Below are 25,280 nucleotides of genomic sequence, written 5' to 3' on the forward strand. Positions count from 1 at the left end.
CTCTGCCGTGCCCTGACCTGCCGTGCCCTGACCTGCCGCGCCCCGTCCTGCCGCGCCCCGTCCTGCCGCGCCCCGTCCTGCCGCGCCGCGCCGCGTCCTGCCGCGCCCCGCCCTGACCTGCCGGTCCGGCCCGGTGCGCCCCGGCGGTCCGCTTCCCCCGTGCGGTCCCCGGCGCAGGTCCGTCAGGCGGCCGCCCGGCGCCGCGCCCGCCACAGCGAGGCGGCGCTCAGCAGCCCCGTGACGGCGATCAGGCCGACGGAGAGCAGGAAGGCGGGGGAGCCGGGCGAGGACGCCGAGGCGCCCGCGACCACGTACGCGGCCGTCCCCGGGATCACCCCGAGCGCCGTCGCCGCGGTGAACGGCAGCGCCCGCACCCCGGAGAAGGCGGCGCCGAAGTTGGCCGCCTGGAACGGCACCCCGGGCACGATCCGCAGCAGCAGCACGCTGCGGAAGCCCTGGCGGGTCAGCAGCCGGTCCAGGGCGGTCAGCGCCCTGCCCCGCAGCAGCGGCCGCACCGCGTCGCGCCCCAGGGCGCGCCCCAGCCCGAAGGCCAGCCAGGCGCCGAGGGTGGTGCCCGCCACGGCCAGTGCCAGCCCCTCGTGGACGCCGAAGAGCGCGCCGGCCGCCGCGTTGAGCGCGGGCTTCGGCACGAAGGCGAGCGTGCCGAGGGCGAAGAGCGCCGCGAAGGCGGGGCCCGTCCAGGGGGCCGGCACGAGCGTGGCGAAGCCCTGGGAGAAGACCTGCTGCGGGCTCCACAGCAGCAGCGAGCAGGCCGCGGCGGCGAGCACGAGGACCAGCAGGGCCAGGCGTGCGCGCGGCGACGCCGGGCCGCCGCGGGGTGCGGTGTGCGCGGCCCCGCCGGGGGGCCGCCCGTCGGCCGCCGGTCCGCCGGGCGGCGGTGCGTCGGGCGCGGGGCCACCGGGCGCCTGTCCACCGGGTACGGGGCTGCCGGGCGTCCGTTCGCGGGATGTCCGTTCCTGGAGCATCCGTGGAGCCTATAGCGGGCCGGACCGCCGCGCCTATTGTCGTCCACTTGACGATAAGTGGGCGGGCTCTCTATCGTCATCATGACGAAAAGGGGAGCGACATGGCCGACATCACCAGGCGCCTCGGGTTCCGACACCTGCGCGCCGCACCCACCGCCCACATCCGCCACCTGCGCGGCGGCACCCTCGCCCACGACGGCGTCGGCCTCGCCTTCTGGTTCCGGCCGCTGGACGCCGCCCTCTCCGAGGTCCCCGTCGACGACCGCGAACTGGCCGTGCTCTTCCACGCCCGCACCGCCGACTTCCAGGACGTCACCGTCCAGGCCACCCTCACCTACCGCATCACCGACCCCGCCGTCGCCGCCGCCCGCGTCGACTTCTCCGTCGACCCCGACACCGGCGCCTGGCGGGCCGCCCCGCTCGACCAGCTCGGCACCCTCCTCACCGAGACCGCCCAGCAGCACGCCCTCGACCTGCTCGCCCGCACGCCGCTGGCCGCCGCCCTCACCGACGGCGTCACCGCCGTCCGCGAACGCGTCACCGCCGGCCTCGCCGCCGACCCGCGCCTCGCCGAGACCGGCCTCGCCGTCATCGCCGTCCGCGTCGTCGCCCTGCGCCCCGAGCCCGAGGTGGAGCGCGCCCTGCGCACCCCCGCCCGCGAACTCGTCCAGCAGGAGGCCGACCGCGCCACCTACGAGCGCCGCGCCGTCGCCGTCGAACGCGAACGCGCCATCGCCGAGAACGAACTCGGCAGCAGGATCGAACTCGCCCGCCGCGAGGAGCAGCTCCTCGCCCAGCAGGGCGCCAACGCCCGCCTCCAGGCCGAGGAGGGCGCCGCCGCCGACCGGATCAGCGCCGAGGCCGAGGCGTCCCGCCGCACCCGCCTCGCCGAGGCCGAGGCGGACGCCGCCCGCGTCCTCGGCGACGCGAGGGCCGCCGCCGAGGCCGCCTGGCTCACCGCCCACCAGCAGGCCGACCCCGCCACGCTCCGGGCCCTCGCCCTCCTGCGGCTCGCCGAGCACCTGCCGCGCATCGACAGCGTCACCCTCACCCCCGACCTCGTCACCGGCCTCCTCTCCCGCCTCGGCGCCGCCCCGGCGGAGGCCGCACCGGGCAGGGCCGCCCCGGCGGAGGCAGTGCCGGGGGCGTCCATCCCGGGGAAGGCCGTGCCGGGGGAGGGGCGCGGCTGATGGCGCTCGCCCCGCGGGTGGTCGTCGTCCACCGCCGCACCGAGTACGAGGAGCTGGTCGCCCGGCACGGCACCCCCGGCCAGGCCGCGTTCTTCCTCGCCTCCCGGGGCCGCTCCCTCGACGAGGCCGAACGGCGCCACCACCGCACCCTGGCCGCCCTCGCCGAGGTCGCCGCCGCCGTGCCCTCCGACTGGCGCCGCACCCGCGTCGAGCGCGGCGACCTCGCCCGGTTCCTCTTCGCCCCGGACGACGTCGTCGCCGTCGTCGGCCAGGACGGCCTGGTCGCCAACACCGCCAAGTACCTCGACGGGCAGCCCGTCGTCGGCGTCGACACCGACCCGGGCCGCAACCCCGGCGTCCTGGTGCGCCACCAGCCCGAGGACGCGCCCGCGCTGCTGCGGGCGGCCGTCGGCCCCGCGGCCGGCCGCCGCCTGGAGGAGCGCACCATGGTCGAGGCGGTCGCCGACGACACCCAGCGGCTGCTGGCCCTCAACGAGGTCTACCTCGGCCAGCCCGGCCACCAGACCTCCCGCTACCGCCTCGCCGCGGGCGGCGGCCGCGAGGAGGCGCAGGCCTCCTCCGGCGTGCTGGTCGGCACCGGCACCGGCGCCACCGGCTGGTGCCGCTCCGCCTGGCTGGAGCGGCGCAGCGAGCTGCCGCTGCCCGCGCCGTCCGCCGCCGCGCTCGCCTGGTTCGTCCGCGAGGCGTGGCCGTCGCCCGCGACCGGCACCGCGCAGGTGCAGGGACTGCTGGGCCCGGGGGACCGGCTCGCCCTCACCGCGGAGTCCGACCGGCTGGTCGTCTTCGGCGACGGCGTGGAGTCCGACGCCCTGGAGCTCACCTGGGGGCAGACCGTCCGCGTCGGCGTCTCCGCCACCCGGCTGCGGCTGCTCGCCTGACGGCGGCGACGTGCGCGGCGGCGCTGCGGGCGGGACCGGCGTCGCCCGGCCGGCGTCCCCGCCGCCCTGCTGCCGGCCCGCCGGCCCCCGGGGCGCCGCCGCGCACACGGCCGCGGCGGGGCGGACCGGTGACCGCGGCCGCACCCCAGGGGGGTGCGACCGGCCCCCTCCGGTCCCTCCGCGGGCGCCGGGGACCGCCCGTGCAGTACCGTCGTCCGTCCGCCGGAGGGCCCGCGCCCGTCCGCGTGCGGCGGTCGCGGCCGGGGCGGCCGCCCCGGACGCTCCCGCCGCACGCGGACGGGCGCGGACGAGAGGACCCTGCCGCATGACCGCCGACGACCTGCTGCTGGGGGCCGCCGTCCTGCTCGGCGCGTCCGTCCAGCGCCTCACCGGCATCGGCTTCGCCCTGGTCGCCGCACCCGTCCTCGCGCTCCTGGTCGGCCCCGCCCAGGGGGTGCTGGTCGCCAACTGCGCCTCGGGCGCCGTCAGCGCCCTCGGCCTGTGCGAGGGCCGGCGCCGGGTCCGGACGGCGTCGATGGTGCCGCTGGTCCTCGCGGCGGCCTGCACCGTACCGGCCGGTGCCTGGGTCGCGGACCGGCTGCCGGGGGACGTCCTGCTCACCGCCGTCGGCACGGCGGTCGCCGCCGCGGTGCTGCTCGTGGCCTGCGGGGTGCGCGTCGCGGCGCTGCGCGGCCGGGGCGGCGCGGTCGCGGCCGGGGCGGCCGGCGGCTTCCTCAACGCCTCGGCCGGGGTGGGCGGCCCCGCCCTCTCGCTCTACGCGGTCAACGCCCGCTGGCCGGTGCGGGAGTTCGTGCCCAACGCGCAGTTCTACGGCGTGCTGGTCAACCTCTCCTCGGTCGCCGCCAAGGGCCTGCCCCGCCTCCCCGCCCCGGTGTGGCTCCTGCCGGCGGCGGGGGTGGGCGGCGGCGCGCTGGCCGGACGCCTGCTGGGCGACCGGATCCCCGAGCGCCGGGCCCGGCAGCTCGTCCTCGGCCTGGCCCTCGCCGGCGCCCTGGCCGTCCTGGCCAAGGGGCTCCTCGGCTGAACCGCCGGGCGCCCCGGGCCCCGCAGGCCGGGGCCCGCCGGCACCGGCGTCAGCGGACGGGGTCGGGAACGGCCGGGACGGCGCCCGCCGGCGCGGGGAGCGCGGCGCCCCGCAGAGCGCCCGCGGACACCACCAGGGCCGCCACCAGGACGGTGACCAGGCCGAAGGAGACGGTCAGCGACGTCGCCTGGGCCAGCGCGCCCACGGCGGCCGGGGCGACCAGGCCGGAGGTGTAGGTGATCGTGGCCACACCCGCGATGGCCTGGCTGGGGTTGGGACCGCTGCGCCCGGCCGCCGCGAACGCCAGCGGGACGACCACCGCCACGCCGACGCCCAGCAGCGCGAACCCGGGCACGGCCAGCGCCGGCGTGTCCGCCGCCACCACCAGGAGGCCGCCCGCCGCCGCCGTCGCCCCGCCCAGCCGCACGGCCCGCACCGGGCCGGTCCGCCGCACCACGGCGTCCCCCGCCAGGCGGGCCCCGGCCATGGTGAAGGCGAAGCCGGAGTAGCAGGCGGCCGCCACACCCGCCGAGGCGCCCGTGACGTCCTTCAGGTAGACGGCGCACCAGTCGGCGCTGGCGCCCTCGGCGAAGACCGCGCAGAAGCCCACCAGGCCGATCGCCAGCGCGGCCCGCGGCGGCAGCGCGAACCGCGGCGGGGCCTCCTCCCCGGGCGCGGGGCGCACGTCCAGCAGGCCGCGGCAGGCCACCAGTCCGCCCACCACGAGCAGCGCGGCCATCACCCCCAGGTGCAGGCGGGCGTCGACCCCCGCGTGCGCGGCCAGCACACCGAAGCCCGAGGCCGCCAGGCCGCCGACGCTCCACATGCCGTGCAGCCCCGACATGATCGACCGCCCGAGCCGCTGCTCGACCTCGACGCCCTGGGCGTTCATGGCGACGTCCGCCATTCCGGCGGTGCCGCCGTAGACCAGCAGCGCCACGCAGAGCGCCGGCAGGCCGGGCGCGGCGGCGGGGAGCGCCAGCGAGGCGCACCACAGGGCGAGCAGCCCGCGCACCGCCGCCCGGCCGCCGTAGCGGTGCACGATCCGGCCGGCCAGCGGCATCGCCAGCGACGCGCCGAGGGCGGGCATGACCAGGGCCAGGCCGAGGGCGCCGGCCCCGAGGCCCAGCCGCTCCTGCACCCAGGGGATGCGGGTGGCGAAGCTCCCCGTGACGGCCCCGTGGAGGGCGAAGACGAGTGCCACGGCGACCCTGGCCCTGCGGACGGCGTGCTGGTCCATGCGTGCGTGTCCTCCCCGGTGCGCGGCCGGGCGGCCCCGCGGTGGTTGTCGTCGGTCCGGTGCGGTTCCGGCCCGGTGTGGTGCGGCTGGTGCGGTGCCGCCGGTCCGGTGCGGCCGGCGCCCTGCGGTCCTGGCGGGCCGCGGTCCTGCGGTTCCGCCGGGGCGCGGTGCTGGTGTCCCGGCCGCGTCCGCCGTGCGGGCGCGCGGTCGGGGCCCGCACGGTCGGGCCGGTGCGGGCGGGCGGTGGTGGCGGTGCGGACGGAAAACTATCAGGAAGGGTCCCTGATAGAAACAGCGCGCACCTTCTGGGAGGATGCGGCCCCATGACCACCGCCCGCACGGCCACCCCGAGCACGGCCCGCGCGATCAACGACCGGCTGGCCCTCGGCCTGCTGCTCGAACAGGGCCCGCTCACCGCCGCCCGGCTCAGGGACCTCACCGGCCTCTCCCGCCCCACCGTCTCCGACCTCCTGGAGCGGCTCGGGCGGAGCGGACTGGTCGCGGTGGTGGGGGAGGCGGGCGAGGCCCGCCGCGGCCCCAACGCCCGTCTCTACGGGCTGGTCGCCGACCGCGCCCACGTCGCCGGCGTCGACGTCCGCACCGTCGGCGTGGGCATCGCCGTCGCCGACCTCGCCGGGCGCACCCTGGCCACCGCCGACCTGCCCGTCACGCCCGGCACCCCGCCCGCCGCCCTCGTCGACGCCGCCCTGGAGGCCCTCGCCGACACCGCCCGCCGCGCCGGGGCCGGCTCCCTCCACACCGTCGCCGTCGGCGCACCCGGGCTGGTCGACCCCGCCACCGGCGAACTCCGGGCCACCGCCGAACTGCCCCACTGGCACGCCGACCTGGTGCAGGCGCTCCGCGCCCGCACCGCCGCCCCCGGACCGTTCGCGGGCTCCCTGGTCCTGCTGGAGAACGAGGTGAACCTCGCCGGCATCGCCGAACGGCGCCTCGGCGCGGTCCGCGACCGCGACACCTTCGTCCTGCTCTGGCTCGGCCACGGCGTGGGCGCCGCCGCCGTCCTCGACGGCAGGCTCCGCCGGGGTGCGTCCGGGGGCACCGGGGAGATCGGCTTCCTGCCCGTGCCCGGCACCTCACGGCTCCCCAACGCGACCGACTGCCAGGGGGGATTCCACAGCACCGCCGGCGCCGCCGCCGTCTGCGCCCTGGCGCGCGACCACGGCCTGCCCGCCGGTCCGGCCGACGACGCGCCCGCCGCCGAGGCGGCCGTGCGCGCGGCCCTGGCCGCCGGGGAGTCCGGCGGGCCGTTCCTCGACGCCCTCGCCGCACGGGTGGCCGTCGGCGCCGCGGCGGTCTGCGCGGTCCTCGACCCCGGCTGCGTCGTCCTCGGGGGGGAGGTCGGCCGGGCGGGGGGAACCGCCCTCGCCGACCGGGTCGCGGCCCGCCTGGCGGACCTCCTCCCGCTGCGGACCGAGGTCCGGTTCGGCACCGTCGCCGGCAGCGCCGTCCTCGGCGGGGCCGTGCTCACCGCCCTGGACGCCGTCCACCAGGACCTCTTCGGCGGCCCCTGAGCCGCGCCCGCGGCTCCTCCGGACGTCCGCCGGCCATGTGAACCCGCACACCCGCACATCCGGACGCCCGCCGGCCACACGAACCCGCAGGCCCGCGCCACCCGTGGACGGGGCCACCCGCGGGGCCGTCCGCGGGACCGCCCTCAGCGGGGGGCGTCCGCCGCCCGGTGCACGCCGCTGCCGCCGCCGTGGTGGGCGGCCTCCGGCGTCTGCAGCGCGGGCGTGCCCAGCACCACCGCCGCGACCAGCCCGGCCGCCGCGGCCACGCCGAAGGCGGCCCGCCCGACGACCTGCCGCACCGTCGGCCCCTGCTGCGGCGGCACCGCCGCGTCGCCGAGGAACTCCTCCGCCGGACCCCTGCCCTGCTCCATGCCCTGCTCCCTGTGCATAACAGCCGTACCGTACATCCCGCGCTTTCCGGTCCCTTCCCCGGGTTCCAGTGCGCAGCGGTGCACACCGCCGCGGACCGGACGCCTCCCGGACCTTCCGGACGAGCGCTGATCCGCCGCTTGCCCGGATCGCGGGACTTCAACCCGGATCGCGTCCCCGGCCCGTCCCGTGTCCCCCCGATGCGCCACACGCCCGCCACCGGGGCGCGCCGCACGCCCGCCCCGGCCGTACGGCAGGATGGCCCCGGTCACCGCGGCCCCGCGCCCGGCCGCCGATCCGCCCGCAGCCCGCGCCGCCCCGGCGCCCGCACCACCGAGGAGGGGCCCCGATGCCGCAGCCCGGCCGGCCCGCGAACAGCTACCGGATCGGGGAGGCCGCCGCCCTGCTCGGCGTCAGCCCCGACACCGTGCGCCGCTGGATCGACGCCGGGCGGCTCGCCGCCGAACGCGACGAGCACGGCCACCGCATCGTCCCCGGCGCCCGCCTGGCGGCCTTCGCCCGCGAGCTGGCCCGTCCGGAGAACGCCGCGGCGGCCGGCCTGCCCTCCTCGGCCCGCAACCGCTTCCGCGGCATCGTCACCGAGGTCGTCCTCGGCGACGTGGCCGCCCAGGTGGAGATCCAGGCCGGTCCGTTCCGGGTGGTCTCCCTCATCAGCCGGGAGTCCGCCGAGGAGCTCGGCCTGGAGCCCGGCTCCCCGGCGGTCGCCGTGGTGAAGTCCACCAACGTCGTCGTCGAGCAGGGCTGAGGCGCACCCGTGCAGCACCCCGCGCCCTCCGGCCCCCGGCCCCGTCCCGCCCGGCCCCGCGCCGTCGCCCCCCGCGCCGCCGTGCCGCTCCCCACCACGGCCGTCCCCACCATGGCCGTCCCCGCCGCGCCCCGCGCCGTCGCCCACCGCGGCGACCCCTACCGCCACCGGGAGAACACCCTCCCGTCGCTGCGCTCCGCCCTGGCCGCCGGCGCCGACGCGGTCGAGGTCGACGTCCGCCTCACCCGCGACGGCGTGCCGGTCCTCCTCCACGACCCCACCCTGAAGCGCCTGTGGGGCCTCGACCGGCCGCTCGCCGCCCTCACCCTGGCCGACCTGCGCCGCATCGAGGGCCCGGCCGCGCCGCTGCGCGTACCGACCCTCGCCGAGGCCCTCGCGCTGGTCGCCGCGGCGCCGCCGACCCCGGCCGGCCGGCCGCCCCTGCTCATGGTCGACCTCGACGACGCCGGACCGGCCGCGGCCGCCTGTGCCGAGGCCGCGCGGTGCGGCGCGGCCGACCGCGTCGTGTACTGCGGGCCGCCCTCGGCCATGCTCGCCGTGCGCCGCCACGCGCCCGCCGCCGAGGTCTCGCTGACCTGGCGGACGCCGCTCGCGCCCCCGCCGTCGCTGCTCGCGGACCTGCGGCCGCACCTGCTCAACCTGCCGTTCGGCCTGGTCACGCCGGTCCTGGTGGACCGCGCCCGCGGGGCGGGCCTCCAGGTCAGCGCCTGGACGGTGGACGTCCGCCGCACCATGGCCCGGGTGCTGCGCACCGGGGTGGTCTCCCTCACCAGCAACCGCATCGGCGTGCTGCGGGCGCTGATCGACGCCGCCGCGGCGGCCGGACCGCCGGGGTGAGCCCTCAGCCGCCCTCGGCCGCACTGCCCGCCGGACCCTCGGCCTGACCCGCAGCCGGGCCGACGTCGCTGCCCGGCCCCCCGTCCTGCACCCCGCCCGGCCCCCTGTCCGCGCCCGCGTCCGCCGCCCGTTCCAGCCGGGCGGCCAGCGTCCGCAGGTGTGCCGCCAGCTCCGGGGGCTCGTGCACCTCGAAGTCCACGCCGAACATCGTCAGGTGCACCGCCAGCCCGTCCAGCGAGTCCGCACCGGCGCGCAGCACGCAGCTGTTCCCGTCCACCGGCTCCACCCGGGCGGACGTCGGGCTGGTCCGGGCGGCCACGACCTCCGCCGGGGCCTGCAGGGTGACCCGGGCCCGGTAGCGGTACACGTCCGTGGAGACCCCGCGCGACACCCGCTCCGCCGCGCCCTCCGGCGGTTCACGGGCCTCGAAGCGCGGACCGGTCGGCAGCGGCCCGGTGATCCGGTCCACCCGGAAGGTGCGCCAGTCCGCCCGGTCCGTGTCCCAGGCCACCAGGTACCAGCGGCGCCCGGTGCAGACCAGCCGGTGCGGCTCCGCCACCCGGGCGCTCCCCGCGCCCCCGTGGTCCCGGTAGCCGAACCGCGTGCGCATCCGGTCCCGGCAGGCGCCCGCGAGCACCGTGAGGACCTCCGGGTCCACCGCGGGGCCCTCGCCGTGCAGCGGGACCGTCGCGGCGTGCAGGGCGGCCACCCGGCGGCGCAGCCGGGACGGCAGCACCTGCTCCAGTTTCGCCAGCGCGCGCACCGAGGACTCCGCCATCCCGGCGACCGTGCCGTGCGCGGCCGTCCGCAGGCCCACGGCGACGGCCACCGCCTCGTCGTCGTCCAGCAGGAGCGGTGGCAGGGCCGTCCCGGCGCCCAGCCGGTAGCCGCCCGCCGCGCCCGGCGTCGCGTGCACGGGGTAGCCGAGCTCGCGGAGCCGGTCCACGTCCCGCCGCACCGTGCGCGCGGTGATGCCGAGGCGCTCGGCGAGGGCGGGGCCGGTCCAGTCCGGGCGGGACTGGAGCAGGGACAGCAGGCGCAGCAGGCGTGCGGAGGTCCGGAGCACGGGTCCGACTCTGCCAGCCCTCGCGGACAGGTGCCGTCCGTGTCGCGGGATCCGTGCCGGGGTGCCGGTCCCGCCGGTCCCGCCGGGCGCGGAGGGCGCCCCGGCAGGGCAGGACGGCGGGTCAGCCCCGCCCGGCCGCGCGGTGCTCGGCGCCGGCGGCCTGCTCCAGCAGCAGGAACGCCAGGCTGCGCGCCTCCTGCGGGCTGAGGCCCGCCCAGGCGCGGGAGGCGCCGTCGCGCTCGGGGCCGACGTCCAGGGCGATCCGCGGGAAGGGGCCGCCGGCGCCGCCGAGGCACAGGGCGGCGACGGAGATCCGCCGCCCGCAGGCCGTCACCAGCGACGCGGGCGCCCGGCCGGGGTCCGGCGGCGCGTCCACGGGGGCGGTGTCACGGGGGAGGGGCTCGCGCTGGGGCCCGGCGGTGGTCATGGCGTCCTCACGTTCTCTCGGCGCACCCGGTCTCGCACCCGGTCTCCTCTGGTTCAGCACCGCCGCGCCGCCGCTTGTTCCGCGTCCCGCCGCCCTGCTCCGCCGCACGTCCCCGTCGTCCGCCCCTCCGGCCTCCCGGTGCGTCACGGGGGCAGCGTCGGGCTCCAACGGCGTTGCCCGGCAAACCCGCTGACGCGCCGCCGCGCATCCGTCCCCCTCAGGCGCGGTCCGCGGCCCCGCCCGGCGCCGGCCCCGCCCGCCGCGTCCCCTGCGGGAGGGTCCCTGCGGCGGCGGCCCGGTCCAGGTGCTCCAGCAGGACCTGCCGCAGCTCGCGGGCGGCCCGCGGCGGCTCCACGTCCCTGCGGTGCGCGAGCCCCACCGTCCGCTGCAGGACCGCCCCGGCGAACGGCGTCACCTGCACCGACGGCCGCCGCTCCGCCACCATGCTCGGCACCACCGCGAGCCCGAGGCCCGCCTCCACGAACCCCAGGACCGCGTCCATCTCGCCGCCCTCCACCGCCAGCACCGGGTCGAACCCGGCCGCCCGGCAGGCCGCCACCGTGGTGTCCCGCAGGTCGTAGCCGTGCCGGAACATCACCATCGGCCGGCCCTCCAGGTCCGCCACCCGCACCGGCCGCCCGCCGCCCGGCGGCGGCGAGCCCGCCGCGGAGGCCACCACCAGGTCCTCCCGCAGCAGCTCGGTCGTGGCGAGGGCGGGGTCGTTGCCGTGCAGCGGCAGGATGATCAGCGCCAGGTCCAGGCTGCCGTCGGCCAGCCCGCGCACCAGGTCCCGGGAGCCGCCCTCCTGCACCACCAGCCGGATGCCGGGGTAGCGGCGGTGGTAGGCGCGCAGCACCTCCGGCAGCAGGCCGGTGCACAGGCTCGGCGTGGCGCCCAGGCGCACCCGGCCCCGGCGCAGCTGGGCGAGTTCCTGCACCTCCTGGCGGGCGCTCTCGGCGTCGGCCAGGATGCGGCGGGCCAGCGGCAGCAGCGCCTCGCCCGCGTCCGTCAGCGCGATGTTGCCGCGGGCGCGGCTGAACAGCTCGGCGCCCAGCTCCCGCTCCAGCGCCCGGATCTGCTGGGAGAGCGAGGGCTGCGCGACGTGCGTCCGCTCCGCCGCATGGGTGAAGTGGCGGGTCTCGGCGACGGCCACGAAGTACACGAGCTGCTGGAGCTGCACGCTCCCACGATAGCCCCCGCCTATCGGAACGAGCCCGTTCATGTCTTGGACCTGTCAGCCCCGGCGGCCGTAGCGTCCCGTCCATGGCACTGGCGACCCGGACGGCGCGCACGTCCGCACTCGGCACGCTGTGGGGCTCGACCGTCGGCAAGAAGGCGGTCATGGCGGCCACAGGCGTGATCATGCTCCTCTGGCTCACCGCCCACATGCTCGGCAACCTCAAGATCTTCTTCGGGCCGGCCGAGTTCAACGGGTACGCCGCCTGGCTGCGCACCCTCGGCGAGCCCGCCCTGCACGAGGCGTGGTTCCTGTGGATCCAGCGCGCCGTCCTCGCCCTCTGCGTCGTCCTGCACGGCGTCGCCGCCTACCAGCTCAGCCGGCGCGACCTCGCGGCCCGCCCGCAGCGGTACGCCCACCGCAGGCCGCGCGCGAGCTACGCCACCCGCACCATGCGCTGGGGCGGCGTCATCCTCGGGCTGTTCGTCGTCTGGCACCTGCTCGACCTCACCGCCGGCGTCGTCAACCCCCTCGGCGAGGACGGCCACCCGTACCAGAACGTCGTCGCCGACTTCCGCACCTGGTACGCGGACGTCTTCTACATCGCCGCGATGCTCGCCCTCGGCCTGCACGTCCGGCACGGCTTCTGGAGCGCGGCCCAGACGCTCGGCGCCAACAACCGACGCCGCGACCGCGCCCTGAAGGCGACCGCGAACGTCCTGGCGGTGCTGCTGACCGCGGGCTTCGTCTCCGTGCCCGTCGCCGTGATGACCGGACTGGTGGACTGACATGACCGACACGACCGCGACCCCCGCCCCCGCGACCCCGGCCCAGGGCCCCGCGGCCCCCGCCCAGGCCCCCGCGGCCCCAGCCCCCGCCGTCGGCGCCTACACCGTCGGCGACCCCCTCGCCGACACCAGGGCCCCCGCCGGCCCCGTCCACGAGCGCTGGGACACCCGCCGCTTCACCGCGAAGCTCGTCAACCCCGCCAACCGCCGCCGGCACACCGTCATCGTCGTCGGCACCGGCCTGGCCGGCGGATCCGCCGGCGCCACCCTCGCCGAACAGGGCTACCGCGTCGTCCAGTTCTGCTACCAGGACTCGCCCCGCCGCGCCCACTCCATCGCCGCGCAGGGCGGCATCAACGCCGCCAAGAACTACCGCAACGACGGCGACTCCGTGCACCGCCTCTTCTACGACACCGTCAAAGGCGGCGACTTCCGCGCCCGCGAGTCCAACGTCGCCCGCCTCGCCCAGGTCTCGCTGCAGATCATCGACCAGTGCGTCGCCCAGGGCGTCCCCTTCGCCCGCGAGTACGGCGGCCTGCTGGACACCCGCTCCTTCGGCGGCGTCCAGGTCTCCCGCACCTTCTACGCCCGCGGCCAGACCGGCCAGCAGCTGCTCCTCGGCGCCTACCAGGCGCTGTCCCGGCAGATCGACGCGGGCGCCGTCGAGATGCACCCGCGCACCGAGATGCTCGACCTCGTCGTCATCGACGGCCGCGCCCGCGGCATCGTCGCCCGCGACCTGGTGACGGGGCGGATCTCGGTCCACCTCGCCGACGCCGTCGTGCTCGCCACCGGCGGCTACGGCAACGTCTTCCACCTCTCCACCAATGCCAAGAACTCCAACGCCACGGCCGTCTGGCGCGCCCACCGCCGCGGCGCCTGGTTCGGCAACCCCTGCTTCACCCAGATCCACCCCACCTGCATCCCGCGCTCCGGCGACCACCAGTCCAAGCTCACCCTGATGAGCGAGTCGCTGCGCAACGACGGCCGCATCTGGGTGCCCAAGGCCAAGGGCGACACCCGCCCGCCCGCGGAGATCCCCGAGGAGGAGCGCGACTACTACCTGGAGCGGATCTACCCCTCCTTCGGCAACCTGGTGCCCCGCGACATCGCCTCCCGCGCCGCGAAGAACGTCTGCGACGAGGGCCGCGGCGTCGGCCCCGGCGGCCAGGGCGTCTACCTGGACTTCGCCGACGCCATCGCCCGCATGGGCCGGGAGAAGGTCGCCGAGAAGTACGGCAACCTCTTCGAGATGTACGAGCGCATCACCGCCGAGGACCCCTACACCCGGCCCATGCGCATCTACCCCGCCGTCCACTACACGATGGGCGGCCTGTGGGTCGACTACGACCTCATGACCACCGTCCCCGGACTCTTCGCCGTCGGGGAGGCCAACTTCTCCGACCACGGCGCCAACCGCCTCGGCGCCAGCGCCCTCATGCAGGGCCTCGCCGACGGCTACTTCGTCCTGCCGACGACCCTCGCCGACTACCTGGCCCGCCACCCCCACGACGAGCCCGACCCCTCCCACCCGGCCGCCGCGGCGGCCGTGGCCGAGACCCGCGAGCGCCTCGCCCGGCTGCTGGCCGTCGGGGGCGACCGCACCGCCGAGTCCTTCCACCGCGAGCTCGGGCAGATCATGTGGGAGCACTGCGGCATGGCCCGCACCGAGGCCGGGCTGCGCGAGGCCCTGGAGCGCATCCCCGGGCTGCGCGAGGAGTTCTGGCGCCGCGTGCGGGTGCCCGGCGGCGGCGCCGAGCTCAACCAGCAGCTGGAGAAGGCCAACCGCGTCGCCGACCACCTGGAGCTCGCCGAGCTCATGTGCCTCGACGCCCTGCACCGCACCGAGTCCTGCGGCGGCCACTTCCGCGAGGAGTCGCAGACCCCCGACGGCGAGGCCCTCCGCGACGACGAGCACTTCTCCTACGTCGCCGCCTGGGAGCACACGGGCGGCGGCCCCCCGGTCCTCCACAAGGAGGAGCTGGTCTTCGAGTACGTCCACCCCACCCAGCGGAGCTACGCGTGAACCTCACCCTGCGCATCTGGCGCCAGCGCTCCCCCGAGGAGCAGGGGGCCATGACCACCTACCGGGTGGAGGGGGTCAGCCCCGACATGTCCTTCCTGGAGGTGCTGGACGTCCTCAACGAGGAGCTCGTCCTGCGCGGCGAGGACCCCGTCGCCTTCGACCACGACTGCCGCGAGGGCATCTGCGGCTCCTGCGGCATGGTCATCGACGGGCAGGCCCACGGCCCCGAGCGGACCACCGCCTGCCAGCTCCACATGCGGCACTTCCGCGACGGCGACACCATCGACGTCGAACCGTGGCGCGCCGCCGCCTTCCCCGTCGTCAAGGACCTCGTCGTCGACCGCTCCGCCCTCGACCGGATCATCGGCGCCGGCGGGTACGTCACCGCCCCCACCGGCTCCGCCCCCGAGGCCCACGCCACGGCCGTCCCCAAGGAGGCCGCCGACACCGCCTTCGAGCACGCCGAGTGCATCGGCTGCGGCGCCTGCGTCGCGGCCTGCCCCAACGGCTCGGCGATGCTCTTCACCTCCGCCAAGGTCGTCCACCTGAACGTGCTGCCGCAGGGCGCCCCCGAGCGCGAGTCGCGGGTGCTCGGCATGGTGGCCGCCATGGACGAGGAGGGCTTCGGCGGCTGCACCAACACGGGGGAGTGCGCTACCGCCTGCCCCAAGGGCATCCCGCTGCCGTCCATCGCCGCCATGAACCGCGAGTACCTGCGGGCCCTGCGCAAGGGGGGCGCCCGCCGGCCCTGACCGTCACCCCGGCCCGGCGGGCGCCCCCGCCGGGCCGGGCACAGGGCCCGGCACGGGGCCGGGGACGGGGCCGGGCCGCCACGGGCGTGACCAAGCCCACGCCCCGAGGGGGGACACGGGCCGCGACCCGGTCACTACAGTCTGCGGCGTGGAGTTCCGTACCGACATCCTGGGCGAGCCCTACGAGGCCGTCGACCTTCCCCTGGCCGCCGACGAGGAGGGCGAGGTCCTCGCCACGCTCGTCCGCCGCCGGGCCGCCGCCCCCGGTGACGGCGCCGGGCCCTCCCGGCGCGCCGTGCTCTACGTCCACGGCTTCGTCGACTACTTCTTCCAGACCCACCTCGCCGACTTCTACACCGAGCGCGGCTACGACTTCTACGCCCTCGACCTGCGCAAGTACGGCCGCTCGCTGCGCCCCCACCACTCGCCCAACTTCGTCCGCACCCTCGACGCCTACGACGAGGAGCTGGACGAGGCGGTCCGCATCGTGCGCGAGGTCGACGGCCACGACCTGCTCCTCGTCAACGGCCACTCCACCGGCGGCCTCGTCACCGCCCTGTGGGCGCACCGCCGCGCCGGGCAGGGCGTCGTCGACGGCCTCTTCCTCAACAGCCCGTTCCTCTCCATGCCGGCGGGCTCCCTGGTCCGCACCCTGGGCGCCCCCGCCGTCGACGCCCTCGGCCGCCTCGCCGGCACCCGCCGTCTGCCCATGCCGCCCGCCCCGCACTACGTGCACAGCCTGCACCGCGACTTCCGCGGCGCCTGGGAGTTCGACCTCGCCCTGAAGCCCGCCGAGGGCTTCGGCGTGTACGCGGCCTGGCTCGCCGCGATCCAGCAGGGCCACCGCCGGGTGCGCCGCGGCCTGGACATCGACGTCCCCGTCCTGCTGATGGCGGCCACCGCCTCCAGCACCGCCACCCGCTGGGACGCCGCCCTGCACCGGACCGACGCCGTGCTGCGCGCCGACGACATCGCCGCCCTCGGCCCCCGTCTCGGCCGCCACGTCACCACCGTCCGCGTCGAGGACGGCGTGCACGACCTGGTGCTCTCCGCCGACGAGCCCCGCGCCCGGGTCTTCCGCGAGCTGGACCGCTGGATGGCCGCCTACCTGCCGGACCCCGTCCGCGGCTGAGCACCCCTCCCCGCCGCCGGGCCGGTGCCCGGCGGCGGGCGGCCGGGCCCGGGGCGGTGGGGCCGCCCCGCGCCCGGGAGCGGCCCGTGCCCGAGAATGGTGCGGTGCCCCACCCCGAACCGGCCGACGCCCCCGAGCCGCACGCCCCCGGGTCCGCCGCAGCCCCCGCCGACGAGCCCGCGCCCGCCGACGAGCCCGTCCCCGTGCAGCGCGCCGTCGCCCTCGGCACCGCCCGCCTCCTCCCGGACGTCGACCGGCCGCGTGCCCGCCTGCTCACCCTCGACGGCACCCCGCAGTCCTACGTCGACCCCGACGACCCCGCCCACCTGGAGTTCGAGTACGCCCGGCGCCTCGGCCACGTCGTCGACACCGCCGCCGCCCCGGGCCTGCCGCTGGACGTCCTGCACCTGGGCGGCGGCGCCCTCGCCCTGCCCCGGTACGTCGCCGCCACCCGGCCGGGATCCCGCCAGCGGGTGGTCGAGATCGACGGCCCGCTGCTGGAGCTGATCGCCGAGGAACTGCCCTGGCAGGGCCCGGGGGTGCACGTCGACGCCGTCGTGGGGGACGCCCGCGAGGCGCTGGCCGCCGCCCCCGACGGCTCCGCCGACCTGGTGCTCGCCGACGTCTTCGGCGGCTCCCGCGTCCCCGCGCACCTCACCACGGTCGAGTTCGTCCGGGAGGCCGCCCGGGTGCTGCGCCCGGGCGGCCTGTACGCGGCCAACCTCGCCGACGGCCCGCCGCTGGACTTCGCCCGCGCCCAGGCCGCGACCGTCCGCGCGGTGCTGCCCGAGGTGTGCCTGATGGCGGAGCCGTCGGTGCTGCGCGGCCGGCGCTTCGGCAACGTCGTGCTGGTCGGCTCGACCCGCCCCCTCGCCGCCGCCGACCTCGCGCGGCGCCTGGCCGCCGACCCCTTCCCGGCCCGCGTCGTCGACGGCGACGCGCTGGAGCGGTTCACCGGCGCCGCCGCGCCGGTCACCGACGCCGCCGCCCGCCCCTCCCCGGAACCCCCGGAGGGCGCCTTCACCCTCTCCTGACGGTCCCGGCCGCCCGGGGCGGCCTCCCCGCCTCCCGGCCCCGGCCCCGGACCCGGCGACGGCCCTGGCGACGGCCCCGCCGGACAGCCGTACGCCGGGGGCGCCCCCCGGCCCGGCGGTGCCAGAATGCGGGCAGGCCCCCGCACCGGAGCGGCGGCCCCCTCAGCAGTCAGGAAGGACCCGGATGACCGCCGACGGAGTGCCCGCCGCCCCCCGGGCCCGGCTCGGGGCGGTCCCCGAGACCGCGCTGTGGACCCTGTACCACCGCGCGGTCGAGGCCCGCCGCCCCGACACCCTGCTGCCCGACCCCGAGGCGGTGCGGCTCGTCGAGGAGGTCGACTACCCCTTCGAGGAGCGCTTCGGCGACCCGGACTCCGCCGGCGTCCGCCTCCAGGGGCAGCTCCAGGCCCTGCGGGTGCGCTGCTTCGACGCCGAGGTCGCCGACTTCCTGCTCCGCCACCCGCGCGGCACCGTCGTCTGCCTCGGCGAGGGGCTGGAGACCCAGTTCTGGCGGGTCGACAACGGCCGGGCCCGCTGGCTCACCGTCGACCTGCCGGAGTCGGTGGAGCTGCGGGAGCGCCTGCTGCCCCCCGGCCCGCGCCAGCGGCTGCTCGCCTGCTCCGCCACCGACCACCGCTGGGTCCGGGAGGTCGACCCCTCCCAGGGTGTCCTCGTCACCGCCCAGGGACTGCTCATGTACCTGCTTCCCGGGGAGGTCCGCGACCTCCTCGCGGCCTGCGCCGAGGCATTCCCCGGCGGCGGGATGGTGTTCGACGCCGTGCCCCGCCGGTTCGCCCGGCTGGCCCGCGAGGGGCGGCTGCGCTCCGGCGGCTACCAGGCCCCGCCGATGCCCTGGGGGATGGACGCCGCCGAGCAGCAGCGGGTGCGCACCGCCCACCCCGGCATCGCCGCGGTGCGGGACGTGGTGCCGCCGCCCGGACGGGGCGTCCTGGGCGCGCTCCTCCCGTACGCCCTGCGGCTGCCCGTGGTCCGGAGCCGGCGCCCGTCCGTGGTGCACCTGGACTTCGCCGTGCCGGGCGGCCCCGCGGAGCGGTAGACGCCGGCGGCCGGTCCCACCGGCCCGCCCGGCTCTCCACGACGTCCCGCACGACGGCACGGCCTCCGCGCCCGGCCGTCCCGCACGACGGCGCGGTCCCCGCCCGGCCGGTCCGTTGCGCCCGGCGCCGCACGGCCCGCCCCGCGTGACGCCCCCGCACCGCCCCGCTGTCGAGCCCGGCCGGGGCTCCCCGGGGGGCGCCCTCCGGCCGGTACGCGCGACAATCGGGTGACCGGCGGCTTCCGCGGGGCCCTTTCGGCCCCGCCCCGGGGGCCGAAGGGGCCCTGCGCCGCGATCCGGCCCTGGGCGAGGTTGGAAGGCGGGGGACGACGGCCTCCCGGAGGTGGCTGCGGTGCCTGTCCGCATCGGTGAACTGCTTCGAGCCGGGCTGTGGCGCCATCCGCGCACGGTCCTCGCGGCCGTCACGGCGCTGCCGCTCGTCCTCCTCGCCGTGGACGAGGTCACGCCGCCCGACATCCGGTTCGGATCCCTGATGGTGGCCGCGCCCACCCTGGCGGCGGTGTTCTGCGCCCCCGCCGGCGTGCTGCTCGTCATCCTGGTGACGATCCCGTGCGTCGTCCTCTCCGCCCGCGCCAACCAGCTGCTCGACGCGGCCAACTTCCCCGTCCAGCTCTCCACGATCGCGCTGATCAGCCTGGCCGCCATGGCCGCCAGCGCCGTACGCCTGCGGCGGGAGCGGGAACTGGCGCGCTCACGCTCCGTCGCCGCGATCGCGCAGCGGGTCCTGCTGCGGCCGCTGCCCCGCCGCATCGGCGCCCTGACCTTCGCCTCCCTCTACCGGGCGGCCGACGAGGAGGCCGCCGTCGGCGGCGACCTCTACGCGGCCGCGGACCTCCGGGGCACCACGCGCATCCTGCTGGGCGACGCCCAGGGCAAGGGCCTGGCCGCCCTGGAGACGGCGGGCTGCGTCCTGGGCGCCTTCCGGCGGGCCGCCCGCCACCGCACCCCCCTCGGCGACCTTGCGGCCGAGCTGGAGGAGGACTACCGCGAGGACCTGCGGGAGGAGGCGGCCGCGGCGGAGGCCGGCGAACCCGGCGCGCGGCCCGCGGGCCTGGGCGAGGAGGGCTTCGTCACCGCCGTGGTGCTGGACATCCCGCAGGACGACGCAGGGCTGGTCCACATGGTCAACCTCGGGCACCCCCCGCCGCTGCTCGTCCACGAGGGCAGGGTCTCCCCGCTGGAGCCCACCGTGCCCGCGCCCCCGCTCGGCCTGGGCGACCTCGACGGCCCCCGTCCGCGCGTGGACACCGCGGCCTTCCCGCCCGGCGCCACCCTGCTGCTGTACACCGACGGGCTCATCGAGGCCCGCGACGCCACCGGCGCCTTCTACCCCCTCACCGACCGGCTGCGCGATCTCGCCCCGCTCGCGCTGCCGCCCCGGGAGCTGCTGGCGGCCGTCCACCGCGACCTGCTGCGCCACGTCGGCGGGCACCTCGGCGACGACCTGGCCATGGTCGCGATCCACCGCGCGGCGGAGCCCCAGGCGGCACGCCGCCGCGCCGAGGTGCCCGCCGACATCCCGTACGGACGGCTCTGACCCACGCCCCCGCCCGCGGCGCGGGCACCGCCCGGCCGGCACTCCCGGCACCCGGCCCGCCGGACGGAGTCCCGCGCCGCGGGCAGGGACCGGCCCCCTACCAGGCGAGGACGGCGTGGACCTCCTTGCCGTCCGGGCGGACGGCGGTCCGCAGGTCCCGGGCCAGACGCTGGACGAGCGGCCAGCCGAAGCCGCCGGTGCCGCGCGCCAGGTCGGGCGTCCGCGGACGGGGCAGGAGCGTGCTGGTGTCGTACACGACGGCGTGGACACCGTCGCGCAGGTGGGTCAGGCACAGGGTGAGGGGGCCCGGGGCGTGCCGCGTCGCGTTGGTGACCAGTTCGGAGACAACCAGCAGCACACTGTCGCGGGTGTCCTCGCCGCCGGGCGGGACGGCGCGGGTGAGCGCGGCGAGGAAGGCCTCGGCGGTGCGGCGGGCCAGGGTGACGCTGCCGGGGCGGCCGTCGAGGTCCGCACACACGTGCTGCCCGGTGGGGGAGTGCTCGGAAAGGAGGTCCATCGGCGTCCGTCCTGCTCAGTGCTCATCCACGTCTCGGTGCACCGGGGCGTATGCCCCCTGGGGCCGCCCCGATACCTCACCTTTGCCCGACTCACCCCTTCCTCGGCGGCCGGTCCGGGAAGGAGCACGGGCGGTACGGCCGCGGCCGGGGAGGCCCGGACGGCGGCTCCGAGCCGGCGCCGGTCCCGCGACGCCTGGCCTCCGGGTCCCGGCAGGGAGCGGCCGGGAAGCGCCCCTGCGCGTGTGCGGTCGCGTGGGGACGCGTGGCCTGAGCGCCGGTCCGTCACCTGACCGGCCCGACCGCACCTTCCCCGTCCGAGCCGGCCCCGCACCCCGCCCGGCTGCGGGCCCGCCGGGCGGCCGGAGCGGCTCCGCAGGAACCGTGCCCACCGGCCCCCGTCACGTGTAGACGTTCAACTGGGGGCGGTGGCGCACCATCGCCCGCACGACCTCCTCCGGGCCCACCGGCAGGGAGACCGTGGAGATGTTCGCCGGCCCGAACCCGAAACGCAGGTTGGCCGCCGCGGTCGTCCGTACGGTCCGCGGGGCGCGGGCCAGGTACCCGGCTGAGTCGTGCAGCACCAGTTCGACCACCCGCTGGGTCGTGGACCTGACCTGGAACTCGCGGATCCGGACCCCGCCCACCTCGTCCCAGGTGATCCTCCCGAGCTGCACGTGGTCCAGCCCCGTCCCGTCCAGGACCAGTTCGGGCCGGCGCCGCACCAGCCGGGACCCCCACGCCACCGCGCAGAGTCCGAAGAACACCACGGCGGCCGCCCCGCCGACCACGCCCTTGACCGAGTCGTGGCGCAGCAGCAGCACCGTGCCCAGGACGCAGAAGGCCAGCGATCCGAGGAACAGGAGGAGGACACGCCCCGGGGGGGACCGGTACACCGTCGGCGGCAGGGCCGCGCTCTTCTCGATCACGGGCCGCACGATAGCGCCGCCGCACCTGCCCGCGGAAACCCCTTTCCGTGCCTCTCCGCCCGATGCCCCCGTCCCCGGTCCTGCCCACGTCCCGGCCCGTACCGCCTCCGGAGCGGCAGCCCCCGGCGGGAACGCGCCGGTGCCGCCCCGGGGTGCTTCCGCCCCGGTCCGGGACTCAGGCGGCGGTCTGCGGGTCCGGGGCCTCCAGGAAGGGCAGCACGGTGCCGGCCAGGAGGGGGTGGGTGAGGATGTCGTAGTGGGTCGCCCCGGGGAGGACGGCGAGCCGCGCCGTGGAGCGGTCCGACCCGTCCCAGCCCGGGTCGCGCAGGCCGCCGCCCAGCAGGGCGTAGGCCTCGACCATGTGGTCCGGGCGCACCGCGTCGGCGTCGCCGAAGACCAGCAGGGTCGGGGCGGTGATGCGGGCGGCCTCGGCGGTCCAGTCGAAGTCGCGGTGGAGCTGCTCGGCGATCTTGCCGACGAGCACCGGCCAGTCCTCGGGCCGCGGCGCGTGCCGGGCGTAGGAGGCATAGGCGGGGGACTGCTTCAGCGCCTCTGCGGCCTCCGCGCTCATCGCGTCCATGCCCGCCAGGGCCTCCGCGTGCCAGCCGCCCCGCCTGAGGGCGGCCGAGACCAGGACCAGGCGGCGCACCGCCCCGGGGTGCTGGACCGCGGTGCGCAGTGCGACGGCCGCGCCCAGGGAGTAGCCCAAAACGTCGGCCCGCGGCAGGCCGAGGTGTGCGACGAGGGCAGCGACGTCGTCGGCCATCAGCTCCGGCCGCAGCGGACGGTCGACGTCCGCGGTGCGCCCGTGGGCCTGGAGGTCGACCAGGACCACCCGGCGCCGTGCGGACAGCGCCGGGAGCAGCGGGGCGAACATCTCCCCGGACCCGATGCCGCCGTGCAGCAGCACCAGCGGCTCCCCCGAACCGTGCTCCTCGACGTACAGCGGCACCCCGTTGACCTCTGCGCAGCCCATCGCCTCACCCTTCACCTCTCGTGCGGTCGTCACCGAGGGGTGACCGCCGCGGCCGCCCGGACTCATCGGTCCCACCGCCTCCTGCGGCGCGGGGAGCGGTGCGTGACTCTGCGGCAGCCGTCCGGCGGCCCCGGAGCACCGGGGAGGGGCGGGCTGCGGCCTACCGCAGCTCGCCCTCCAGCAACCCCATCACCAGCTTGTCGTACCAGCGGCCGTCGCGCCGGAAGGACTGGCGGAGCCGACCCTCCTCGACGAAGCCCACCTTCCGGTAGACGCGCCGGGCGGCGTGGTTCTCCTCGACGACGGTGAGGGAGATCCGGTGCAGCCGCATCTTCTCGAAGCCGTAGCGGCAGACCGTCCGCATGGCGTCGGTGGCGTGGCCGCGCCCCCAGTACGCCTTCTCGCCGAGGTAGATGTCGAGCTCGGCGCACCCGGTCTCCGGCTCGGCGCCGTGCAGCCGGACCAGGCCCACGAGCACCCCGTCGGAGAGCGACTCGATCCCCAGGAGCAGGTCGCCGTACGCGTTGCCCGGCCGTTCGGCCAGCCACTTCTCCGTCCGGGCCAGCGGCTGGGCGTAGCCGTCCTTCATCCAGCGCATGACCTCGGGGTCGTGGTTCCACCGCCACAGCGCCCCGGCGTCTGCCGGACCCATCGCCCGCAGCCCCACCAGTTCTCCGAGCACCATGCCGGACGCCTCCTCGCGCAGTTCCATGATCGACTCTCGTGGACCCGCCAGTGGTACCACAGGCCATACGGTGCGCTCCACGGGTTTCCAGCCGCCCGGCGCCGCAGCCCCGCCCCGTGCGTGCACCCCCGTGCGCCACCGCCGGAGTCCCACCGCCGGAGTCCCACGCGTGGACCGGTCCCGTCCCGGCCGCCGACCGGATACGGGCCGTGCGGCCCGACCCGGTACACCGCCGCCCGCTTCCAGGCCGCCGCGCCCGATACCCGCGGACCCGGGCCGCCTCTCCGCCGGCGCGGCCCCGGAGGCACGCGGTCAGCGGGACCGCGACGGGTCACCCGCCGCCAGCGGCACCGCGGCCGCCCCGGCGGTCCCCGCCGCACCGCGACGCCGTGCCCCCGGTGTGCAGACCAGCGCGCAGAGCCCGACGAGCCCCGGACCGGCGGCGAACGCCGCCGCCGGTCCGGGCCGGTCGGCCAGGGCGCCTCCGGCGGCGGCTCCCATGGCCGCGCCCAGGTTGTAAGCGGTGTTCAGCCACGCGCCGGCCTCGGTGCGCGACCCCGCGGGGACGAGGATGTCGACCAGCTGGTACGCCGCGATCAGCAGCACGTCGGTGCACACGCCGGCGACCAGCAGGGCCGCGCCCGCGGCGGGCGGGGCCTGGACCAGGGCGGGCAGCGCCCAGCAGGCGGCCGTACCCGCCGCCATCGCGAGCGGCCGGCGGGCGAGGGACGAGCGCCACCGCCGTCGGCCGTACACCAGGCCGCCGAGGACACCGCCGATCGGGAACAGCGCCGTCAGCACCCCGGCCGTCGCCGCCCCCCAGGCGGCGACGGCCCCGACCTCGCACGCGGCCAGTGCGGCCGCGGCCGCCCACACCAGCGCCAGGAGGCGCGGGAGGCGTGCCGCGAGGACGAAGCCCCCGGCGCCGCCCGAGGGCGTGGCGTTTTCGGCGTCGAGCGCGCGCCGCAGCGCCGCCGCCAGCAGTCCGGACCCCGTCAGGAGCAGGAGCCCGCACCCGGCCAGCACCGCCGGGGCCGAGGAGGCGGCGGCCAGCGACCCGCCCAGGACCGGCCCCACGGCGAACACGGCCGACTCGGCCGCCGTGTCCAGGCTCAGCGCACACTGCCGCTGCACCCCGCCGGGGGTCAGCCCGCTCCACAGGGCGCGCATCAGCGGACCGACCGGAGGCGGACACAGCCCCGCCAGGACCGCGAGCCCGACGGCGGGCAGGTCCGCGACGCCGACGGCGCATGCGGCGGCCAGTGCGCCCAGGGAGAGCGCGTGGCCCACGGCCAGCAGTACGAGCGCGGAGCGCCGGCGCCGGACCAGCCGTGCCCGGGCGGGGCCGAGCAGGGCGACGGCCAGTCCGTACAGGCCGGTCGCCGTACCGGCGGCGGCGTAGGAGCCGGTGCCCTCCCGCAGGGCGAGCAGCAGGGGAAGGCCGGTCAGGCCGTAGCCCAGCCGGGCGAGGAGCGCGGCGGCGAACAGGCGGCGGGCATGGGGGAGTGCGAGGACAGCGCGGTAGGACGCACTGCCCCCGTCGGGGCGTGGCATGGTGTCTCCGGGGTGCACGTGCCGCGGCGCGGCCGGGGCACGAACGGACATGACGGGTCGGCGTACCGCCCCGGAGGAACCGTCACGAGAACGCGTTCGGGGGGCGGTGGACGACCTGTCAGTGGGGCCCGGTGATGTCCATGATCGGCACGATAGCAAGCCGGGCCGTGCTGCGGAACTGCCTTTCTGACGGACCGTCGCACGACGGCGCCGGGCCGCCCCCGCGGCACCGGCGGCCGCACGGGGCGGGCGGGCGCCCGGGTGGCGCGACCCGTCCCCGTCCGGCCCCCTCCCGGTCCTGCGTGCGCCTCCGTGCCTTCGGAGGGTGAAGGCGAACCTGCACCTTGACACCTCCGAGGGGCCGGTGGCTTGATGGACTGCAGAAATTGACCGTGTCCAATCAAGGATGGTTCGCCGCGGGCGGCCGCCCCGGCGGCGCGGCGCGCCGCCACCCCTGCCAGAGCCGCGAGGATCGGCGCGGCCTGCCCATCGGTGGGAGCGCTCCCAAGTGCGACCGCCCCCATCCGTCCACTTCGACCCCGCACTGTGCGGCCGTCCTCCCGGACACCCCCCCCGGGCCGGACGTTCCCGGCCCTCCGGCCCCCGGCCCTCCGGCCCCCGGACCGGCGGTCCGCCGCGGACGCCGCCGAGCACACCACGCCGCAGGTGCCGCACCGCACCGAGGAGTACCCCGGTGGAAACCCGCTCCGGGGAAGCGC

General features: G+C 77.9%; 24 protein-coding genes. 13 read left to right on the forward strand and 11 right to left on the reverse strand.

Annotated features, from left to right (window positions below; genetic code table 11):
• Positions 1-182 precede the first annotated feature (182 nt).
• Positions 183-986: a TVP38/TMEM64 family protein gene (locus LO771_RS24515; RefSeq protein ID WP_230746589.1), complete on the reverse strand. Its 804-nt coding sequence runs from the start codon at positions 984-986 to the stop codon at positions 183-185.
• 101 nt (positions 987-1,087) lie between these two features.
• Between LO771_RS24515 and LO771_RS24520 the strand changes: the two genes are divergently transcribed.
• The 3 genes from LO771_RS24520 to LO771_RS24530 all read left to right on the forward strand — a co-directional run bounded on the left by LO771_RS24520 (position 1,088) and on the right by LO771_RS24530 (position 4,120).
• Positions 1,088-2,176 carry an SPFH domain-containing protein gene (locus tag LO771_RS24520; RefSeq protein ID WP_230746590.1) on the forward strand — a complete coding sequence of 363 codons (1,089 nt, stop codon included), beginning with the start codon at positions 1,088-1,090 and terminating at the stop codon, positions 2,174-2,176.
• A complete protein-coding gene (locus tag LO771_RS24525) occupies positions 2,176-3,075 on the forward strand; it encodes a hypothetical protein (protein ID WP_230746595.1) in 900 nt (299 codons plus the stop codon). Before LO771_RS24520 ends, LO771_RS24525 begins: the two co-directional genes overlap by 1 nt.
• A 325-nt stretch (positions 3,076-3,400) precedes the next feature.
• A complete protein-coding gene (locus tag LO771_RS24530; RefSeq protein WP_230746597.1) occupies positions 3,401-4,120 on the forward strand; it encodes a TSUP family transporter in 720 nt (239 codons plus the stop codon).
• Between the two features lie 49 nt (positions 4,121-4,169).
• Here the strand turns inward: LO771_RS24530 and LO771_RS24535 are convergent, their stop codons facing one another.
• A complete protein-coding gene (locus LO771_RS24535; RefSeq protein ID WP_230746599.1) occupies positions 4,170-5,360 on the reverse strand; it encodes an MFS transporter in 1,191 nt (396 codons plus the stop codon).
• Between the two features lie 323 nt (positions 5,361-5,683).
• Here LO771_RS24535 and LO771_RS24540 point away from each other — a divergent pair, with 323 nt between their 5' ends.
• The gene (locus tag LO771_RS24540) at positions 5,684-6,892 is read left to right on the forward strand and encodes an ROK family transcriptional regulator (RefSeq protein WP_230746601.1); all 1,209 of its coding nucleotides are present in this window, start codon (positions 5,684-5,686) and stop codon (positions 6,890-6,892) included.
• Between the two features lie 143 nt (positions 6,893-7,035).
• On the opposite strand, the gene LO771_RS24545 is transcribed toward LO771_RS24540, so the two are convergent.
• Entirely contained in the window at positions 7,036-7,281 is a 246-nt protein-coding gene (locus tag LO771_RS24545) for a hypothetical protein (protein WP_230746603.1), read from the reverse strand.
• Positions 7,282-7,610: 329 nt separating this feature from the next.
• Between LO771_RS24545 and LO771_RS24550 the strand changes: the two genes are divergently transcribed.
• Both LO771_RS24550 and LO771_RS24555 read left to right on the forward strand, forming a co-directional pair.
• Complete coding sequence (locus LO771_RS24550) at positions 7,611-8,027, forward strand: molybdopterin-binding protein (protein ID WP_230746605.1); 417 nt, start codon at positions 7,611-7,613, stop codon at positions 8,025-8,027.
• Positions 8,028-8,138: 111 nt separating this feature from the next.
• Positions 8,139-8,885: a glycerophosphodiester phosphodiesterase family protein gene (locus LO771_RS24555; RefSeq protein WP_230746651.1), complete on the forward strand. Its 747-nt coding sequence runs from the start codon at positions 8,139-8,141 to the stop codon at positions 8,883-8,885.
• 4 nt (positions 8,886-8,889) lie between these two features.
• Here LO771_RS24555 and LO771_RS24560 read toward each other — a convergent pair whose 3' ends face one another.
• The 3 genes from LO771_RS24560 to LO771_RS24570 form a co-directional block, all read right to left on the reverse strand.
• On the reverse strand, positions 8,890-9,951 hold the full coding sequence (locus LO771_RS24560; protein ID WP_230746608.1) for a YafY family protein: 1,062 nt from the start codon (positions 9,949-9,951) through the stop codon (positions 8,890-8,892).
• Between the two features lie 121 nt (positions 9,952-10,072).
• Positions 10,073-10,378, reverse strand: a complete 306-nt coding sequence (locus tag LO771_RS24565; protein WP_230746610.1) for a hypothetical protein — start codon at positions 10,376-10,378, stop codon at positions 10,073-10,075.
• Positions 10,379-10,595: 217 nt separating this feature from the next.
• Positions 10,596-11,558 carry a LysR family transcriptional regulator gene (locus LO771_RS24570; RefSeq protein WP_230746613.1) on the reverse strand — a complete coding sequence of 321 codons (963 nt, stop codon included), beginning with the start codon at positions 11,556-11,558 and terminating at the stop codon, positions 10,596-10,598.
• A gap of 83 nt (positions 11,559-11,641) precedes the next feature.
• Here LO771_RS24570 and LO771_RS24575 point away from each other — a divergent pair, with 83 nt between their 5' ends.
• The 7 genes from LO771_RS24575 to LO771_RS24605 all read left to right on the forward strand — a co-directional run bounded on the left by LO771_RS24575 (position 11,642) and on the right by LO771_RS24605 (position 19,902).
• Complete coding sequence (locus LO771_RS24575; RefSeq protein ID WP_230746615.1) at positions 11,642-12,343, forward strand: succinate dehydrogenase cytochrome b subunit; 702 nt, start codon at positions 11,642-11,644, stop codon at positions 12,341-12,343.
• Between the two features lies 1 nt (position 12,344).
• The gene (locus LO771_RS24580) at positions 12,345-14,369 is read left to right on the forward strand and encodes a fumarate reductase/succinate dehydrogenase flavoprotein subunit (RefSeq protein WP_230746617.1); all 2,025 of its coding nucleotides are present in this window, start codon (positions 12,345-12,347) and stop codon (positions 14,367-14,369) included.
• Positions 14,366-15,121 (forward strand): succinate dehydrogenase/fumarate reductase iron-sulfur subunit, encoded by a 756-nt coding sequence (locus tag LO771_RS24585; RefSeq protein ID WP_230746619.1) that lies wholly within the window; start codon positions 14,366-14,368, stop codon positions 15,119-15,121. Before LO771_RS24580 ends, LO771_RS24585 begins: the two co-directional genes overlap by 4 nt.
• Before the next feature lie 148 nt (positions 15,122-15,269).
• Positions 15,270-16,253, forward strand: a complete 984-nt coding sequence (locus tag LO771_RS24590) for an alpha/beta hydrolase (RefSeq protein ID WP_230746620.1) — start codon at positions 15,270-15,272, stop codon at positions 16,251-16,253.
• A 203-nt stretch (positions 16,254-16,456) separates the two neighbouring features.
• On the forward strand, positions 16,457-17,287 hold the full coding sequence (locus LO771_RS24595) for a spermidine synthase (protein ID WP_230746652.1): 831 nt from the start codon (positions 16,457-16,459) through the stop codon (positions 17,285-17,287).
• Between the two features lie 184 nt (positions 17,288-17,471).
• A complete protein-coding gene (locus LO771_RS24600) occupies positions 17,472-18,344 on the forward strand; it encodes a class I SAM-dependent methyltransferase (RefSeq protein WP_230746621.1) in 873 nt (290 codons plus the stop codon).
• 352 nt (positions 18,345-18,696) lie between these two features.
• A complete protein-coding gene (locus LO771_RS24605; RefSeq protein WP_230746622.1) occupies positions 18,697-19,902 on the forward strand; it encodes a PP2C family protein-serine/threonine phosphatase in 1,206 nt (401 codons plus the stop codon).
• A gap of 97 nt (positions 19,903-19,999) precedes the next feature.
• Here LO771_RS24605 and LO771_RS24610 read toward each other — a convergent pair whose 3' ends face one another.
• The 5 genes from LO771_RS24610 to LO771_RS24630 all read right to left on the reverse strand — a co-directional run bounded on the left by LO771_RS24610 (position 20,000) and on the right by LO771_RS24630 (position 24,561).
• On the reverse strand, positions 20,000-20,419 hold the full coding sequence (locus LO771_RS24610; protein ID WP_230746630.1) for an ATP-binding protein: 420 nt from the start codon (positions 20,417-20,419) through the stop codon (positions 20,000-20,002).
• Positions 20,420-20,818: 399 nt separating this feature from the next.
• Complete coding sequence (locus LO771_RS24615; RefSeq protein WP_230746632.1) at positions 20,819-21,346, reverse strand: STM3941 family protein; 528 nt, start codon at positions 21,344-21,346, stop codon at positions 20,819-20,821.
• Between the two features lie 175 nt (positions 21,347-21,521).
• Positions 21,522-22,355 (reverse strand): alpha/beta fold hydrolase, encoded by an 834-nt coding sequence (locus tag LO771_RS24620; protein ID WP_230746634.1) that lies wholly within the window; start codon positions 22,353-22,355, stop codon positions 21,522-21,524.
• Positions 22,356-22,482: 127 nt separating this feature from the next.
• Positions 22,483-23,034 (reverse strand): GNAT family N-acetyltransferase, encoded by a 552-nt coding sequence (locus tag LO771_RS24625; protein ID WP_230746635.1) that lies wholly within the window; start codon positions 23,032-23,034, stop codon positions 22,483-22,485.
• Positions 23,035-23,319: 285 nt separating this feature from the next.
• Positions 23,320-24,561 (reverse strand): MFS transporter, encoded by a 1,242-nt coding sequence (locus LO771_RS24630; RefSeq protein WP_230746637.1) that lies wholly within the window; start codon positions 24,559-24,561, stop codon positions 23,320-23,322.
• Positions 24,562-25,280: the final 719 nt, after the last annotated feature.

It is taken from the genome of Streptacidiphilus sp. ASG 303 (assembly GCF_020991365.1).
GTDB lineage: Bacteria > Actinomycetota > Actinomycetes > Streptomycetales > Streptomycetaceae > Peterkaempfera.

Coding starts and splice junctions, on each gene's coding strand:
- LO771_RS24565 (WP_230746610.1), bottom strand. CDS start 10,378: ATGACCACCGCCGGGCCCCAGCGCGAGCCCCTCCCCCGTGACACCGCC.
- LO771_RS24580 (WP_230746617.1), top strand. CDS start 12,345: ATGACCGACACGACCGCGACCCCCGCCCCCGCGACCCCGGCCCAGGGC.
- LO771_RS24525 (WP_230746595.1), top strand. CDS start 2,176: ATGGCGCTCGCCCCGCGGGTGGTCGTCGTCCACCGCCGCACCGAGTAC.
- LO771_RS24540 (WP_230746601.1), top strand. CDS start 5,684: ATGACCACCGCCCGCACGGCCACCCCGAGCACGGCCCGCGCGATCAAC.
- LO771_RS24630 (WP_230746637.1), bottom strand. CDS start 24,561: ATGCCACGCCCCGACGGGGGCAGTGCGTCCTACCGCGCTGTCCTCGCA.
- LO771_RS24625 (WP_230746635.1), bottom strand. CDS start 23,034: ATGGAACTGCGCGAGGAGGCGTCCGGCATGGTGCTCGGAGAACTGGTG.
- LO771_RS24520 (WP_230746590.1), top strand. CDS start 1,088: ATGGCCGACATCACCAGGCGCCTCGGGTTCCGACACCTGCGCGCCGCA.
- LO771_RS24555 (WP_230746651.1), top strand. CDS start 8,139: ATGGCCGTCCCCGCCGCGCCCCGCGCCGTCGCCCACCGCGGCGACCCC.
- LO771_RS24575 (WP_230746615.1), top strand. CDS start 11,642: ATGGCACTGGCGACCCGGACGGCGCGCACGTCCGCACTCGGCACGCTG.
- LO771_RS24550 (WP_230746605.1), top strand. CDS start 7,611: ATGCCGCAGCCCGGCCGGCCCGCGAACAGCTACCGGATCGGGGAGGCC.
- LO771_RS24535 (WP_230746599.1), bottom strand. CDS start 5,360: ATGGACCAGCACGCCGTCCGCAGGGCCAGGGTCGCCGTGGCACTCGTC.
- LO771_RS24545 (WP_230746603.1), bottom strand. CDS start 7,281: ATGCACAGGGAGCAGGGCATGGAGCAGGGCAGGGGTCCGGCGGAGGAG.
- LO771_RS24515 (WP_230746589.1), bottom strand. CDS start 986: ATGCTCCAGGAACGGACATCCCGCGAACGGACGCCCGGCAGCCCCGTA.
- LO771_RS24600 (WP_230746621.1), top strand. CDS start 17,472: ATGACCGCCGACGGAGTGCCCGCCGCCCCCCGGGCCCGGCTCGGGGCG.
- LO771_RS24610 (WP_230746630.1), bottom strand. CDS start 20,419: ATGGACCTCCTTTCCGAGCACTCCCCCACCGGGCAGCACGTGTGTGCG.
- LO771_RS24530 (WP_230746597.1), top strand. CDS start 3,401: ATGACCGCCGACGACCTGCTGCTGGGGGCCGCCGTCCTGCTCGGCGCG.